General features: G+C 41.8%; 12 protein-coding genes and 1 tRNA gene. 4 read left to right on the top strand and 9 right to left on the bottom strand.

All coding sequences use genetic code 11. From position 1 onward, the window contains the following. Positions 1 to 31 precede the first annotated feature (31 nt). Positions 32 to 247, bottom strand: a complete 216-nt coding sequence (locus ACVW2L_RS14475; protein WP_457128675.1) for a hypothetical protein — start codon at positions 245 to 247, stop codon at positions 32 to 34. A gap of 127 nt (positions 248 to 374) precedes the next feature. Here ACVW2L_RS14475 and ACVW2L_RS14480 point away from each other — a divergent pair, with 127 nt between their 5' ends. Continuing rightward, positions 375 to 956 (top strand): porin family protein, encoded by a 582-nt coding sequence (locus tag ACVW2L_RS14480; protein WP_457128676.1) that lies wholly within the window; start codon positions 375 to 377, stop codon positions 954 to 956. 409 nt (positions 957 to 1,365) lie between these two features. Here ACVW2L_RS14480 and ACVW2L_RS14485 read toward each other — a convergent pair. After that, positions 1,366 to 1,477, bottom strand: a tRNA-Asp gene (locus ACVW2L_RS14485). Between the two features lie 153 nt (positions 1,478 to 1,630). On the opposite strand from ACVW2L_RS14485, the gene ACVW2L_RS14490 reads away from it, so the two are divergent. From ACVW2L_RS14490 to dapA, 3 genes are all read left to right on the top strand, one after another. Continuing rightward, complete coding sequence (locus ACVW2L_RS14490) at positions 1,631 to 2,125, top strand: Lrp/AsnC ligand binding domain-containing protein (protein ID WP_457128677.1); 495 nt, start codon at positions 1,631 to 1,633, stop codon at positions 2,123 to 2,125. Positions 2,126 to 2,323: 198 nt separating this feature from the next. Continuing rightward, positions 2,324 to 4,774: a DUF5686 and carboxypeptidase regulatory-like domain-containing protein gene (locus ACVW2L_RS14495; RefSeq protein ID WP_457128678.1), complete on the top strand. Its 2,451-nt coding sequence runs from the start codon at positions 2,324 to 2,326 to the stop codon at positions 4,772 to 4,774. An 88-nt stretch (positions 4,775 to 4,862) separates the two neighbouring features. Further along, entirely contained in the window at positions 4,863 to 5,744 is an 882-nt protein-coding gene (gene dapA / locus ACVW2L_RS14500) for a 4-hydroxy-tetrahydrodipicolinate synthase (RefSeq protein WP_457128679.1), read from the top strand. 60 nt (positions 5,745 to 5,804) lie between these two features. Here dapA and ACVW2L_RS14505 read toward each other — a convergent pair whose 3' ends face one another. The 7 genes from ACVW2L_RS14505 to murG form a co-directional block, all read right to left on the bottom strand. Beyond that, positions 5,805 to 5,981 carry a histone H1 gene (locus ACVW2L_RS14505; RefSeq protein ID WP_457128680.1) on the bottom strand — a complete coding sequence of 59 codons (177 nt, stop codon included), beginning with the start codon at positions 5,979 to 5,981 and terminating at the stop codon, positions 5,805 to 5,807. A 235-nt stretch (positions 5,982 to 6,216) separates the two neighbouring features. Beyond that, positions 6,217 to 7,461 carry an aminotransferase class I/II-fold pyridoxal phosphate-dependent enzyme gene (locus tag ACVW2L_RS14510; protein WP_457128681.1) on the bottom strand — a complete coding sequence of 415 codons (1,245 nt, stop codon included), beginning with the start codon at positions 7,459 to 7,461 and terminating at the stop codon, positions 6,217 to 6,219. 147 nt (positions 7,462 to 7,608) lie between these two features. Beyond that, positions 7,609 to 9,237 carry a cell division protein FtsZ gene (gene ftsZ / locus ACVW2L_RS14515; RefSeq protein WP_457128682.1) on the bottom strand — a complete coding sequence of 543 codons (1,629 nt, stop codon included), beginning with the start codon at positions 9,235 to 9,237 and terminating at the stop codon, positions 7,609 to 7,611. Between the two features lie 243 nt (positions 9,238 to 9,480). Next, a complete protein-coding gene (gene ftsA, locus ACVW2L_RS14520) occupies positions 9,481 to 10,824 on the bottom strand; it encodes a cell division protein FtsA (RefSeq protein ID WP_457128683.1) in 1,344 nt (447 codons plus the stop codon). A gap of 1 nt (position 10,825) precedes the next feature. Beyond that, complete coding sequence (locus ACVW2L_RS14525) at positions 10,826 to 11,683, bottom strand: cell division protein FtsQ/DivIB (RefSeq protein WP_457128684.1); 858 nt, start codon at positions 11,681 to 11,683, stop codon at positions 10,826 to 10,828. Beyond that, positions 11,673 to 13,031, bottom strand: coding sequence for a UDP-N-acetylmuramate--L-alanine ligase (gene murC / locus ACVW2L_RS14530; protein ID WP_457128685.1), 1,359 nt, complete (start codon positions 13,029 to 13,031; stop codon positions 11,673 to 11,675). The genes ACVW2L_RS14525 and murC overlap by 11 nt, the downstream gene beginning before the upstream one ends. 43 nt (positions 13,032 to 13,074) lie before the next feature. Next, complete coding sequence (gene murG, locus ACVW2L_RS14535; protein ID WP_457128686.1) at positions 13,075 to 14,190, bottom strand: undecaprenyldiphospho-muramoylpentapeptide beta-N-acetylglucosaminyltransferase; 1,116 nt, start codon at positions 14,188 to 14,190, stop codon at positions 13,075 to 13,077. Positions 14,191 to 14,211: the final 21 nt, after the last annotated feature.

A 14,211-nucleotide genomic window follows, 5' to 3' on the forward strand; every position in this document is an offset into this window, starting at 1 on the left:
ATCTTTATTAATAAGACACTTGACAGAGATTTTACAGTCTGTTGTTATCCATATTAGCCAAAGCTTTTTTTAACGTGAATACTACATACTCGCGTTTACGGTTAACCAACTGCATTATGGTATTAATTAAGGCCTCTTCCTGGCCCTCGGCATAACTTAACTGCTGATCTGTAAGATGATTATATTTTCTTTGTAACTTAATTTTTACCCGTTCCCAGTCTTTATTACTGATAGTTACCTCTGCCATGATGATATATTTTGGGCAAATATAAAAATAACCTCATTTGCATTTTTAAAAATTGGTATAGCAATTGTTAATATTACAAAGTATGGCCGTTTAAAGCCATACTTTATAATAACTAATGTATCTATTTATGAAAAAGTATTTATTAAGTGCAGCATTACTGGTAGCAGTAAGCATCAGCGCTAAGGCACAATTTAGTTTAGGCGTAAAAGGTGGCGTAAATTTTTCAAAGATCGCTACCGATAACTTAAATGAATCGACAGTGGCCGGTTATCAGGCCGGGTTATTTGCCCGTGTGGGTAGCGGTGTTTATTTACAGCCCGAGCTTTATGTAAGCAGCAAAGGTGGTAAATTTAATTCTACCGCCAACAACACCAGTTACAGCGGCGATGTTAAATTTACTACTTTAAACGTACCGCTTTTATTAGGCACCGCTATCGGCGATGATAGTTTTAACTTCCGTATTATGGGAGGCCCTATTTACTCTTACATTATGGATAAAAGTCAAAATTTCTCGGCTAATTTTAACGGTGCTTATGCTGATTTTGGCAACTACAAAAATAGCACACTGGGTTACCAGGTAGGTGCCGGCGTTGATATTGGCGCTATTACTGCCGACGTACGCTATGAAGGCGGCCTAACTGATGTAAACAAAAATTACGGGCAGCGCCAAAACCTTTGGGCGCTGAGTGTTGGCTTTAAATTCTTTTAGGCTGACGTAAGATTTGTAGATTAGAGGATAACTTTGATTCTTATAAAAAGCCTTCTGATTTGATCAGGAGGCTTTTTTGTGAATATCCAACATCGAATACTAAATGATGAATTAGAACCATTACTCTCCTTAATTGGAAATTCATTATTCAAAATTCGGTGTTCGATATTACATTGTATATTTTTCAATACAAAAAGGTATAAAACAAGTAAAGCCCCTGATGGGCAGGGGCCTTTACTAACCAATTATAAACCTAAATTATGAGAAGAGCTGTAGGAGAAGGAGTCGAACCTCCACAGAGTGGTTATGCTGTTGCCAGCGTTTCCCATAGTCTCCGCCACCGCGACGAGGAGGTGTGTCTGCCAAAAATTTCACCATCCTACAGTATAAAATTCACGCCAGTGAATTGCTGTTGGGGAAGGATTCGAACCTCCACAGAGTAGTTAGCCCGCTTCGGGTTTCCTATGATCTCCGCCACCGGGACAAGGAGGTGTGTCTGCCAAAAATTTCACCACCCAACATTATAAATTTTTTAAGAACGACGATTAGGTTTTATCGATTGCTTGAAACAAAAGTAACATAGTCTCATCTTTCTTGCAAATATTTCAACAAAATTATTTTATTTTTATACAAATTTTAATTAAACTTGTATTTAAATATTGAAATTCAAATTTATGTCTCACAGAAAAGCGCAAAATTTAGAAATTGATAATCTGGATATACAGATTCTATCAATATTAATGAAAAACGCGACCACTCCGTACACCGAGATCGCCAAGGAATTAATAGTTTCTGGTGGCACAATACACGTGCGTATGAAGAAACTGGAAGAGATGGGTGTTATTAAAGGCGCCAGCCTTGAAGTTGACCCGCAAAAATTGGGGTATGACATTACTGCTTTCCTGGGCATATTTCTGGAAAAGGGCTCGCAATATAACGAGGCCGTTAAACAGTTAAAGACTGTAAAAGAGATAGTTGAGTTGCATTACACAACCGGTAGCTACAGTATTTTTGCCAAAATTATCTGTCATGACACTACTCATTTGCGCGAAGTATTGAATGAACAGATTCAAGGGGTTAAAGGTATACAGCGTACAGAAACCTTCATATCGCTTGAAGAAAGTATAAAAAGGCAGATAACGCTTGAACAGCATGACTATGGTCATTAATTTTATTATACGCCTATAACAGTATATATATTCTAATTGAACCGGAGACCCCTAACGGTTATATTTCCACCAAACCTGCAATACCAAAAGTAAAGCAGGTTTTTTTGTTTTGCAGGGTATTAAAATTTAACAGTAATTAACACGTAAGCAGCATATAGTTGTATTAATTAAACGCATATTAGCGCCATATATATGCGCATGAAACCTGTCCTGTTTTCAGTCTGTTTACTATTTATATTTTTTTCCGCTTCGGCGCAACAATTTACTTTAACAGGAAAAATTACAGATGAATCTGGCCGGCCGGTTCCATTTGCGAGTATATATATTCAGCATACAACAACAGGCACCTCTGCCAACAACGAAGGTGAATATTCCTTCAACCTAAAAACAGGGTTGCATACCATAATATATAAAGCTGTAGGCTACAGGCAGGAAGCGTTTGCAATTGACCTCAAGCAGAATCAGGCAAAAAATATAACACTCCAGCCAGAGGTTTACCAGCTGCAAACCGTATCCATTAGCGCAACAGGCGAAGATCCTGCCTACGCCATCATTCGCCAGGCAATTAAAAAGCGTAAATTCTATTTGCAGCAAGTTAAAGCCTATACTGCTGATGTATATATTAAGGGGCTGCAAAAGCTGTTAGATGCGCCAAAGCGTTTTTTAGGTCGCGATATTGAACAGATGACTAGCAGGATGGGCCTTGATTCAAACAGGCGGGGTATTGTCTATCTGTCAGAATCGCAATCAAAATACAGCTTTAGCTACCCGGACCAGGTGCATGAAGAAATGATATCCTCAAAAGTATCGGGCAATAACCGGGCGTTCAGTTATAACAGGGCATCAGACCTGAAAGTGGATTTTTATGAGAACTATCAAAACTGGGATGAGATAATCTTGCGGCCACTTGTATCACCCATTGCTGATAACGCGCTGTTTTATTATCGTTATAAATATATAGGCCAAACCACGCAAGACGGGCAGGAGGTAAACAAGATACAGGTAATTCCGCGCCGCGGGCACGACCCCTGTTTTGAAGGTTTTATTTACATACAGGAGGATAACTGGCGCGTGGTAGGCGTTGAACTTTTTATTACCAAAAAAGCTAACATAAGGTTTGTTGATACAGTTAAAATAAATCAGCAGTTTTTACCTGTTGATCAAAAAGCATGGATGCCATCAACAGTTAGGTTTGATTTTACAGCCGGATTGCTTGGTTTTAAACTGGCCGGATATTTTGTTTCTGTTTACAACAATTACGACCTTAATCCAACTTTTAGCAAAAAGAACTTTAATGAACTGTTGCGTATTACCCGCGATGTAAATAAAAAAGACAGCTTGTACTGGCTGGAGCAAAGGCCGATACCGCTAACGCTGGAAGAAAAAAAAGATTATCAGAAAAAAGAGGTGTTAGCGCGGAAACGCGAATCAAAAGAATATCTGGATTCTTTAGACAACCGAAACAACAAAGTAAGGCTGGGCAATTTCATTATCGGTGGTATCAATATCCGCAACCGCTATAAGCGCGAATCTTTTCACTTTGATGCTATACCTGCGTCGCTGTTATTTAATACCGTTGAAGGACTTGCCATAAACTATGGCGCATCATACGTAAAAAGGATAGACACGCTTAACAATCGCAACCTTAGTATCCGCAGCAATTTGCGCTACGGTTTTGCTAACCGCTTGTTAAATGCTAATGCCGCGGTGAACATACCAGTTGGAAGATTCAATCTTGGTATAAGCGGCGGCTCTGATATTTTAGACATGAATAATACCCAACCTATCAAAAACATTATTAATACTGGCCATACATTATTATATAGAGAGAATTTTCAAAAGTTCTATCAAAAAACTTTTGCTGCGGCATCGTTGGGTGTGCGTATTGCCGGCGGATGGCAGGGCAGTTTGGGTGTTGAGTGGGCCGAGAGGCACTGGTTAGCCAACTCGTCTAACTTCAGTTTTTTCAATAGAGATAGAGTGTTTACTTCTAACAACCCGCTGGTACCGGGGGTTGATGTGCCGCTTTTTGCGGATAATAACTCGTTTAAAATAGGCTTACGCACTACTTACAACTTTAGCAACAAGTACGAGACCTACCCTGGCGGGCGAAGATATGTATCTTCAAAATATCCAACTGTTGGGTTTACACTTACAAGGGGACTTAGGAACGTGTTGGGATCTGACGTAGATTATACCCAGGTTTCGGCAGATATCTCCAAGTCAAACCTCAGCATGGGTGTTTACGGTAAAACATCGTTTTATATTTCGGCAGGAAAATTTCTGAGCAACAAAAATTTGTTCTATACAGATTATCATCATTTTAGCGGCAACCAGGTACTCTTTTATAAGGGTGGTTTAAACAGTTTTATGCTATTAGATTATTATAAGTACAGTACAAACACCGAATATTTAGAAGGGCATCTTGAACATAACTTCTCGGGCTTTATTACTAATAAGTTGCCCTTAATACGCAAGTTAAAATTACAGGAGATCTTAAACGTTAACTACCTGTCAACACCGGAGCTAAAAAACTATTACGAAGTTGGAATAGGGTTGCAGTATTTTAGCTTTAGGGTAATGTATGGGCGATCATTCAATTCGGCAACTAATGCCGGTTCGGCCTTTAGGGTGGGCATAAATTTTTAATAATTGTCTACAGAAGCAGTAGATTTAATAGTTTAAACCTCACATCCACAACTAAAATTATTATCTTAGCGACCTTTTAATTCTGACAATGAACAAATTTTACGGAACGGGTGTAGCTATTATAACACCTTTTCAACAAAACGGAGAAATAGACTTTGACGCGCTTAAAACCCTGATTGAGTATTTAATTGAGGGTGGCGTTGAGTACATAGTGTCTTTAGGCACTACGGGCGAAAATGTTGTATTGAACGCAGAAGAAAAGAAGAAGGTATGGGCGTTCACTGCGCAAGCGGTGAACGGGCGCATTGGCTTAGTTGCCGGCATTGGCGGCAATAATACTGCCGATGTGGTTGAGCAGATAAAAGCATTTGATACTACCGGCTATGATGCCATTCTATCGGCAAGCCCATCTTACAATAAACCAACACAGGAAGGCATATATCAGCATTATAAAGCAATAGCAGAGGCTTCGCCGCTTCCGGTTATATTATACAACGTTCCGGGCCGCACGGGCAGCAATGTGAGTGCTGATACCACTGTACGCCTCGCCCGTGATTTTAAAAATATTATTGGCACCAAAGAAGCATCCGGCAATTTTGACCAGTTTAACCAGATAATGCGCGATAAGCCAGAGGGTTTTTTACTGATATCTGGCGATGACCCGGTTACATTACCTATGATAGCCCTTGGCGCCGTGGGTGCTATAACCGTTATTGGGAATGCTTTGCCACGCCAAACATCTGATATGGTGCGGGCCGCCCTTAATAACGATTATACTGCTGCCCAAAAAGGTCATTTTAGCTTAATAGACTTTACACGTTTGTGCTTTGTTGAAGGCAGCCCCGCCGGGGTTAAAACAGCCTTAAAACTACTGGGCGTTTGTGGTGATACCGTGCGCCTGCCCCTTGTACAGGTTGGCAGTGATACGGTTGATCAGTTTAAAAAAGAGCTTGCAAAAATAACTGCATAAAAAAGCCCCCGGAGTGATCGGGGGTTTAAATGTCTTTTCTATAATCAGCAAAAAAGCTAATTAAGCTTTGTTTTTGGAATCCTGAATTTCCAAACGAATTGACTGAGCAAGGTTTTTCAGATCTTGCATACCTTTACGTACGCGGGTTCCGGCAGCGCTGTTGCCTTTGTTGTAAAACTTGTCTGCATCTGCTTCCAGTGACGCAATTAAGTTTTTAACTTCAGTAAATTTTTCCATTTAAATTGCTCCTTTTTTTAATATAATTTGAGGTTTTTTGTTTTTGTTAAGCTAATCTAATATGTTTTATTGAAAAAAAAAATTTTAGCTATTAAGTAAGCTGTTTTTTTTAAGAATTAACGATATTAAACACTAAATCTACTTATTATGAGGATTTTATAGTGTTTTTTCTATAAACAAAAATGCACCTAACATTTAAGACAGGTGCATTTTCGTTCTAATATATATCAGCTTATTAAACTGCGTTAACTTTATCGCTTTTATAATGCCCGGCCTTAAGTTTTTCGCCCATTTCGGTATAGGCATCCAACGTGCGTTGCACATCCGCTAAAGAATGGGCCGCGGTTGGAATGAGCCTTAAAACTATCAATCCTTTAGGAATAACAGGATAGATAACTATAGAACAAAATATGCCGTAGTTTTCGCGCAGATCGCGGGTAAGCGCGGTAGCTTCGTAAAGATCGCCCTTTAAAAATACAGGGGTAACCATAGTATTGGTAACACCTAAATCAAACCCACGTTCTTTTAAACCGCTTTGCAGGGCGTTTGCTATTTGCCAAAGTTTTTCGCGCAGTTGTGGTTGAGAAACCAGCAACTCAAAGCGTTTTTTCAACCCTATTACCATTGGCATAGGCAACGCTTTTGCAAAGATTTGCGAGCGCATGTTATAACGCAGATAGTCAACAATCTGCTTATCTGCAGCTACAAAGCCACCTATACCTGCCATTGATTTGGCGAAGGTGCCAAAATAAACGTCAACAGCGTCAATACAATCCTGCTCCTCGTGTGTGCCCGCACCTGTTTTGCCCATGGTACCAAAACCATGTGCATCATCAACCAGCATCCTGAAATTGAATTTTTCTTTTAAAGCAGCTATATCCTTTAACCTGCCTTGCGCGCCCGACATGCCAAAAACACCTTCGGTTATTAAAAGTATCCCCCCACCGGTTTGCTCGGTTAAACGGGTAGCACGTTCCAGTTGCTTTTCGCAGCTTTCAATATCGTTATGCTGATATACATAACGCTTACCTATGTGCATACGCAAACCATCAATTATACAGGCATGCGATTCAGCGTCATACACTATAACATCATTACGATCAACCAGTGTATCAATTATTGATACCATACCCTGATAACCATAGTTAAGCAGATATGCATCTTCCTTACCTACAAAATTGGCGAGGTTGGCTTCTAACTCTTCGTGATGGATTGAATTTCCAGACATCATCCTGGCACCCATGGGGTAAGCCATTCCGTAGTCTGCGGCTGCTTTGGCATCAGCCTCCCTTACTTCGGGATGATTAGCCAGAGCTAAATAGTTATTAAGGCTCCAAACCAAATGTTCCTTCCCGTTAAACATCATGTGGGGTCCTATTTCGCCCTCTAACTTAGGGTACGAAAAATAACCGTGAGCCCATTTCTGATGCTGTCCAAGCGGGCCGCCCACGGTTTTCAAAATCTTATCAAATAAATCCAATGTACTGTATTTTAAAATTGCAAATATAGCTATATAAGAAGCAAGAGACAAGAACCAAGAACTAAGATGCCTTTTGTAGCAAAAAAGCCAGAAATCAAGCTATTAAAAATATCTTGGCTCCTGGCTCTTGATTCTTGTCTCTAAAAATCAATCTACATTATCATGCAGGAAAGAGTTGTTGTTGCGGATGCCGGTTCTGCCTTCATCATCAGGAAGCAGGGAAAACCTTGATACCTGTGTCTCGTTTGATGGAGGGGGCTCCTGCAAGGCTATCTCTTTGCGCTTATAGGCAGGCACATTTTCCATTTCCTGGATATTGCCGCTGCGCAGTTTCATGCTCAGATCTTTAAGGCGCATAATACGCTCGCGCGATTTACGCAGCTGCTCCTCAATAGATTCATCGGTTTTATTATCGTCGGCGCCTTTAAGCACAACTGGCGCTACTTCTGCCTGCACCGGCTCTTCTTCTTCCTCTTCAATATCTTCTATCTGCATATCTAACAACGCAGTTGGTTCAGACAGTTTGAAAGTAAACTCAGGCAAATCATTTTCAGATGCTTGTGCCACAGTTTCTTCTTCCTGCAGATTATATTTTACTATGTCTGCATTTTCCTCTGTAACTTGTGGTTTGGCAAAAAGATCAAACAAACCTGTTTGCGGTTGTTGTTCTTCTTTCTGACCTTTCAGGTAAGGAGTGCTTGTTGTAGCAGGCGCATCGTTAACAGGGGTTATAAACTCATTAACCGGCCTTACTAACGGCGCATCAGGCATAAGCATTGATACAACTTTCTTGCTGTTATGCTCTTTCTCGCGCTCGTCTTTAGTTTGGAACCCTGTAGCTATAATTGTAACCGATAGCTTATCGCCTAAGCTCTCATCGCGGCAGTTACCCCATATCAGATCTGCTGATAAGCCTGCTTCCTCCTGTATATAATCGGTAATAATGCTCACCTCGTCCATGGTTACTTCTTTTTCACCGGAGCTTATGTTAAGCAATATATAACGCGCACCTTCTATCTCATTATCTTTTAACAATGGTGATGCTAAAGCTCCTTCAACAGCTTTAAGCGCACGGTTTTCTCCTTCGGCTGCGCAGCTACCCATTATAGATACGCCACTGTCTTTCATCACAGTGCGCACATCTTTAAAGTCAACGTTTATGTAGCCCGGCAGTGTGATGATCTCGGCAATGCCTTTAGCGGCAGTAGTCAATATGTTATCAGCCTGTGCAAATGCCGAACCTAATGTAAGGTTACCAAAGATCTGGCGTAGCCTGTCGTTTGATATTACCAGGTAAGAGTCTACATATTTTTTAAACTCTTCCATCCCCTCTTCGGCCTGCATACGACGACGCTTGCCTTCAAAAGAGAAAGGAGTGGTAATAATGCCCACAGTTAAAATATCCAGCTCGCGGGCGGCTTTGGCAATTATAGGGCTCGCGCCTGTACCTGTACCACCACCCATCCCGGCGGTTATAAAAAGCATGCGGGTATTGGTACCCAGCATTTGCTTTATATCATCTATATTCTCAATAGCCGAGTTTTTACCAACTTCGGGGATAGAGCCTGCGCCCATACCTTCTGTAAGGCTTGCACCCAATTGCACCTTGTTAGGGATGGGGCTTAACTCAAGCGCCTGGGCATCGGTATTACAAATTATAAAGTCGACACCGGTAATGCCTTGCTTGTACATGTGGTTAACCGCATTGCCACCACCGCCGCCAACACCAATAACTTTGATGATAGACGACTTTTCTTTTAACATCTCAAATTGCATAGTCTTTGTTTTTCAGCCATTTGGTATTTGACGATTCAGTAGATTAAACCATTGTAATAATATAACATTTTCCACAAGCGTTTTCCACAATTGTACATAATGTGGAAAAATTAACGGCTTGTTGAAAATTACCACTGCCCTCCTCACATATGTCATGCCGAACTTGTTTCGGCATCTCACAGGGCATACACGCCTGCATAACTAATGAGGTGCTGAAACAAGTTCAGCATGACAGCGCAGCTATTATTTCAAAAAGTCCTCGTCCTTTATATCGTCTTTAATAAACTTCTTTCCGCTCTCTAATATTTTACCCAACAAGCCAAACTTGCGCTCATCGGTATATTTTTGTTTTTCTGTACGTGCTTCTACCTGCGGCAATGTCAAGCCATCATACTCCATTTTTTGGATTCCTTTAATCAGCAAGCCAATACCGGTAGCAAAAGTTGGGCTTTGCATTTCCTCGTAAACATTTTTAGGCAATAGTTCGTTTTTAGCCAAATGCTCATTAGGGTAACCAACGCGGCAATCTAAGCCCGTTACAAACTCAACTAACTGTGGCAAGTGTTTTAATTGCGCACCACCGCCGGTTATTACTATGCCCGCTATCAGTTTCTTTTCGTAGCCGGACGATTTGATCTCGTAGTAAACGTGCTCTACAATTTCTTCCATACGTGCCTGGATAACAAAGGCCAGATTTTTAACCGAGATCTCTTTTGGCTCACGGCCGCGTAAACCCGGAACACATACTATCTCGTTCTCGCGGTTCTCTTCGGCTAATGCAGAACCGAAACGCACCTTTAACTGCTCCGCTATGTTGCGCATTACCGAGCAACCTTCGCGGATATCCTCTGTAACACTGTTGCCGCCAAATGGTATTACAGCCGTGTGGCGGATAATGCCTTCATGGAAGATAGCTACATCCGTAGTACCACCACCAATATCCACCAATACAACGCCGGCTTCTTTTTCTTCGTCGCTTAAAACCGATTCAGACGAAGCCAATGGCTCCAATATCAGTTCCTGACTCTCCAGGCTTGCCTTGTTGACACACTTAACGATATTTTTTATTGCTGTGACCTGGCCCGAGATGATATGAAAATTGGCTTCTAAACGTACACCTGCCATACCTATCGGATCTTTTATACCCGGCTCGCCATCAACAGTAAACTCCTGCGGCAATACGTGGATGATCTCTTCGCCCGGAGGCATAACCAGGTTATACATATCCTCTATAAGCTTGTCAATATCCTTGCGGCCTATTTCTTCCTTAAGATCGCGGCGGGTGATCAGGCCCCTGTGCTGTAAGCTTTTTATATGCTGCCCCGCTATGCCCACGTTTACAACCCGTATTTCTACGTTTGATTGCGTGCCTGCAATATCAACCGCCTGGCCTATGCCCTGAACTGTTTTATCAATGTTAGAAACCACACCGCGCGTTACTCCGGCAGATTCGGCTTTGCCAACACCCAACACTTCTATTTTCCCGTTCTTGCTTCGGCGGCCTACAATTGCGCATATTTTGGTAGTCCCAATGTCTAACCCTACTACAATGGGCGAACTTTTTTCCTGAGTTGAACTTTTATCCATATTAATGCATTATTTGAGATGTATCTTTTTTTAATGTGGCCGAATCTGTAACCGCAGGCGCTACTGCATTTAACGAATCGGCTTTTGTATTTTTTATACCAATTACCTGGTTAGTGTATTTTATATTGATTGTTTTATATGCGGCCCAGCCTACTTTTGGCAAAGCCTGCTTGTAAAAACCTAAAAGGTTCTTAAATTTAACGTCTAACGAATCTGCATTGCCTAACAAGATGCGCTGAGTGCCCACACGGGGTATCAACTCAATTTCCTGGTCGGCGTTAACATATACCTGCGCTATCTGCGCATCCCAAAGGGCATCGTTATGGATGTAACTCACTGTTTTAAAAACATCACGCGCTATTGGTGTGTGCAGTGTATCTACCCTACCGCCAAATGGTTCCTCAATAAAGCCGTTCACCGCAAGTACACGAGCGGTAAAGTTGGGCGACAATGGCAATTTCAGTCCATGCTGATCTATATAAAAATCCTGATCAAAACGGTTGAGCATGCGTAAAATAGGCTGCCGCTGACTTATCTCAATCACTAAAGTGCCGTCCATGTCGCCGTATACCTTTGCATATTCAATAAAAGGATTAGCCTTTAGGCTGTTCTCCAGCTCGTGCATTTTGATGTTTTCCATCTTTAAACCCACCAGCGCATAATTGCCCAACTGTAAAATATGGTCCACCTCCTGTTTATCTATAAAAAACTGGCTGCCCGGGATGTAAACCTTTACGGCCTTACAAACCACACCGGCTTTTTTTACCCCGATAAAACTCATCAGCACAACCAGACCGCCCAGGCTAATAAGCCAGGAAAATCCTATAAAAATGTTGCGCCATAGTCTTTTATTCCACATGCTGTAAGGCTTGCTTTAATGGTTGTACCAATGTATCTATATCGCCCGCTCCTACTGTTAGCAGCAGTTCGGGTTGTTCTTTTCTTACTTTTTCAAGGGCTTCCTGCATGCTATATTTTTGCTTGTTAGGGCTTTGCATGCGCTGCATGATCATATCAGAATTTACCCCCTCAATTGGCAACTCTCGCGCCGGATAGATATCCAGCATCAACAGTTCGTCGCTCATATCTAAAGCTTCGGCAAAGCCATCGGCAAAGTCGCGGGTGCGGGTGTATAAATGCGGTTGAAAAATTGTTGTGAGTTTTTTTTCAGGATACAAACGCTTTACTGATGATATAGCCGCCTTCAACTCTTCCGGATGGTGCGCATAATCATCAATAAAAATATGCTGATCGTTTTTCAATATATATTCAAACCTGCGTTTAACCCCGCGGAATGATTCCAAAGCCTTTTTTATATCGTCGGCATTTACCCCTACCAGCAATGCCGCTTCAATTGCAGCTGTGGCATTGGCTATGTTGTGCAAACCGGCAATGCCCAGCTTTATGTTTGTAATGCTGATGTCCGCGTTGTTAAAGTCGAAATAAAAGTCGCCGTTCTCAACGCGTATGTTCACCGCACGTACATCGGCAGCGCCGTCAATACTGTAAGTTAATCCTCCGTTAAGCGGCAAGCCGTTATAATGGATAAGTGTGCCGCCTTGTTTTATCTGCGAAGCAAACAACTGGAAAGATTCTGTCAACTGCGCGTGATTGCCGTAGATATCCAAATGATCGGCGTCCATCGAAGTAATAATGGCTATATCGGGGTGCAGCGTTAGGAACGATCTGTCGTACTCATCAGCTTCAACTACCACAATATCATTATCGCCAAATAACACATTGGTTTGGTAGTTGGATGAGATACCACCTAAAAACGCCGAACAATCTTTGCCCGAATCTTTAAGTATATGCGCAACCATGCTTGACGTAGTGGTTTTACCATGCGTACCTGCAACAGCTATGGTGTATTTACCTTTACTGATAAGCCCCAACACCTGCGACCGCTTATATAGATTAAAGCCCTTACTCTTAAAGAAATTAAGTATGGCAGAATCTTTTGGGATGGCCGGAGTATAAATTATCAGCGTACCCTCGTCAAAATCGCGGAAGCTTTTGGGGATACATTCGCTGTTATCATCAAAAGAGGCCTGTATGCCTTCGTTATGTAACTGATCGGTCAGATCAGTAGGCGTTTTATCGTACCCATAAACAATACAACCCAATTTATGGAAATAGCGCGCAAGGCCACTCATGCCTATGCCGCCTATGCCTACCAAGTACACCCTTTGTATGTTTTGTAGTTCCATGTTTTTAAAAAAGCTCTCCTCCTTTTGAAGAGGAGAGCCGGGATTAATTGTTAATTGTTATTTGGATAACTTCTTTCGCAATAACTTCATCAGCATTTGGCATGGCCAGTTTACCAATGTTATCGCTTAATATTTTTTGTTCGTGTTTATCATTTAAAAGCGCAATAGCCTTATCAACCAGCTTGGTTTCGGCATCCCTGTCAGCAATAAAAACTGCCGCACGCTCTTGCACCAAAGCCAGCGCGTTTTTGGTCTGGTGGTCCTCCGCCACATTTGGCGATGGTACCAGTATAACCGGCTTTTTAATTACACATAGTTCCGCTATAGTGCCTGCACCGGCGCGTGATATAATAACATCCGCCGCTGCATAGGCCAGGTCCATTCTGGTTACAAACTCTTTAATACGCACATTTGGGTGGTAATCCTCGCTCAGTTGGGCTATCAAATCTTTATAATAAAACTTGCCTGTTTGCCATATCAACTGCACATCTGCCGCTATCAATTTGTCTAAACCCGCTTTTATACTATTGTTCAAAGTACGCGCACCCAGGCTGCCACCTGTAATCAAAATGGTTTTTTTTGATGCTGATAACTTAAAGTTCTCCAAGGCCTCACGTTGCTTACCGGCAATATCTACAGACTCACGCCTAATAGGATTACCTGTTTTGATGATGTTTGCACCGGGGAAAAATTTTTCCATTCCATCAAACGCAACACATATTTTTTGTGCTTTTTTACCCAGCCATTTATTGGTGATGCCCGCATAAGAGTTTTGCTCCTGTATCAAATAGGGTATGCCCTTTAATGAAGCCGCATACAAAAGCGGCCCCGAGGCATATCCACCAACACCCACACATGCATTGGGTTTAAAATCGTTTATTATTTGCAGTGCCTTGCGCACGCTGTTGATCAGTTTTATAGGGAACATCAGGTTCTTCACAATAGAGCCGCGCTGTATGCCCTGTATTTCCAACCCGATAATACGATAACCTGCCGCAGGCACTTTCTCCATTTCCATTCTGCCGGTTGCCCCAACAAATAATATTTCGGTTTTAGGATCCAGTTTTTTCAAAGCATTGGCAATGGCAATAGCCGGGAAGATATGCCCACCTGTGCCGCCGCCGCTAATGATTATCCTTTTACCTGTTAGTGATTCCACCGATTTGTTATTTATTGATTA

This window comes from Mucilaginibacter sp. HD30, assembly GCF_054061755.1.

Bases quoted from the DNA above. Each gene is read 5' to 3' on its own strand.
- dapA (WP_457128679.1), top strand. From the start codon at position 4,863: ATGAACAAATTTTACGGAACGGGTGTAGCTATTATAACACCTTTTCAA.
- ACVW2L_RS14475 (WP_457128675.1), bottom strand. From the start codon at position 247: ATGGCAGAGGTAACTATCAGTAATAAAGACTGGGAACGGGTAAAAATT.
- ftsA (WP_457128683.1), bottom strand. From the start codon at position 10,824: ATGGATAAAAGTTCAACTCAGGAAAAAAGTTCGCCCATTGTAGTAGGG.
- ACVW2L_RS14525 (WP_457128684.1), bottom strand. From the start codon at position 11,683: ATGTGGAATAAAAGACTATGGCGCAACATTTTTATAGGATTTTCCTGG.
- ACVW2L_RS14490 (WP_457128677.1), top strand. From the start codon at position 1,631: ATGTCTCACAGAAAAGCGCAAAATTTAGAAATTGATAATCTGGATATA.
- ACVW2L_RS14480 (WP_457128676.1), top strand. From the start codon at position 375: ATGAAAAAGTATTTATTAAGTGCAGCATTACTGGTAGCAGTAAGCATC.
- murC (WP_457128685.1), bottom strand. From the start codon at position 13,031: ATGGAACTACAAAACATACAAAGGGTGTACTTGGTAGGCATAGGCGGC.
- ftsZ (WP_457128682.1), bottom strand. From the start codon at position 9,237: ATGCAATTTGAGATGTTAAAAGAAAAGTCGTCTATCATCAAAGTTATT.
- ACVW2L_RS14505 (WP_457128680.1), bottom strand. From the start codon at position 5,981: ATGGAAAAATTTACTGAAGTTAAAAACTTAATTGCGTCACTGGAAGCA.
- ACVW2L_RS14495 (WP_457128678.1), top strand. From the start codon at position 2,324: ATGAAACCTGTCCTGTTTTCAGTCTGTTTACTATTTATATTTTTTTCC.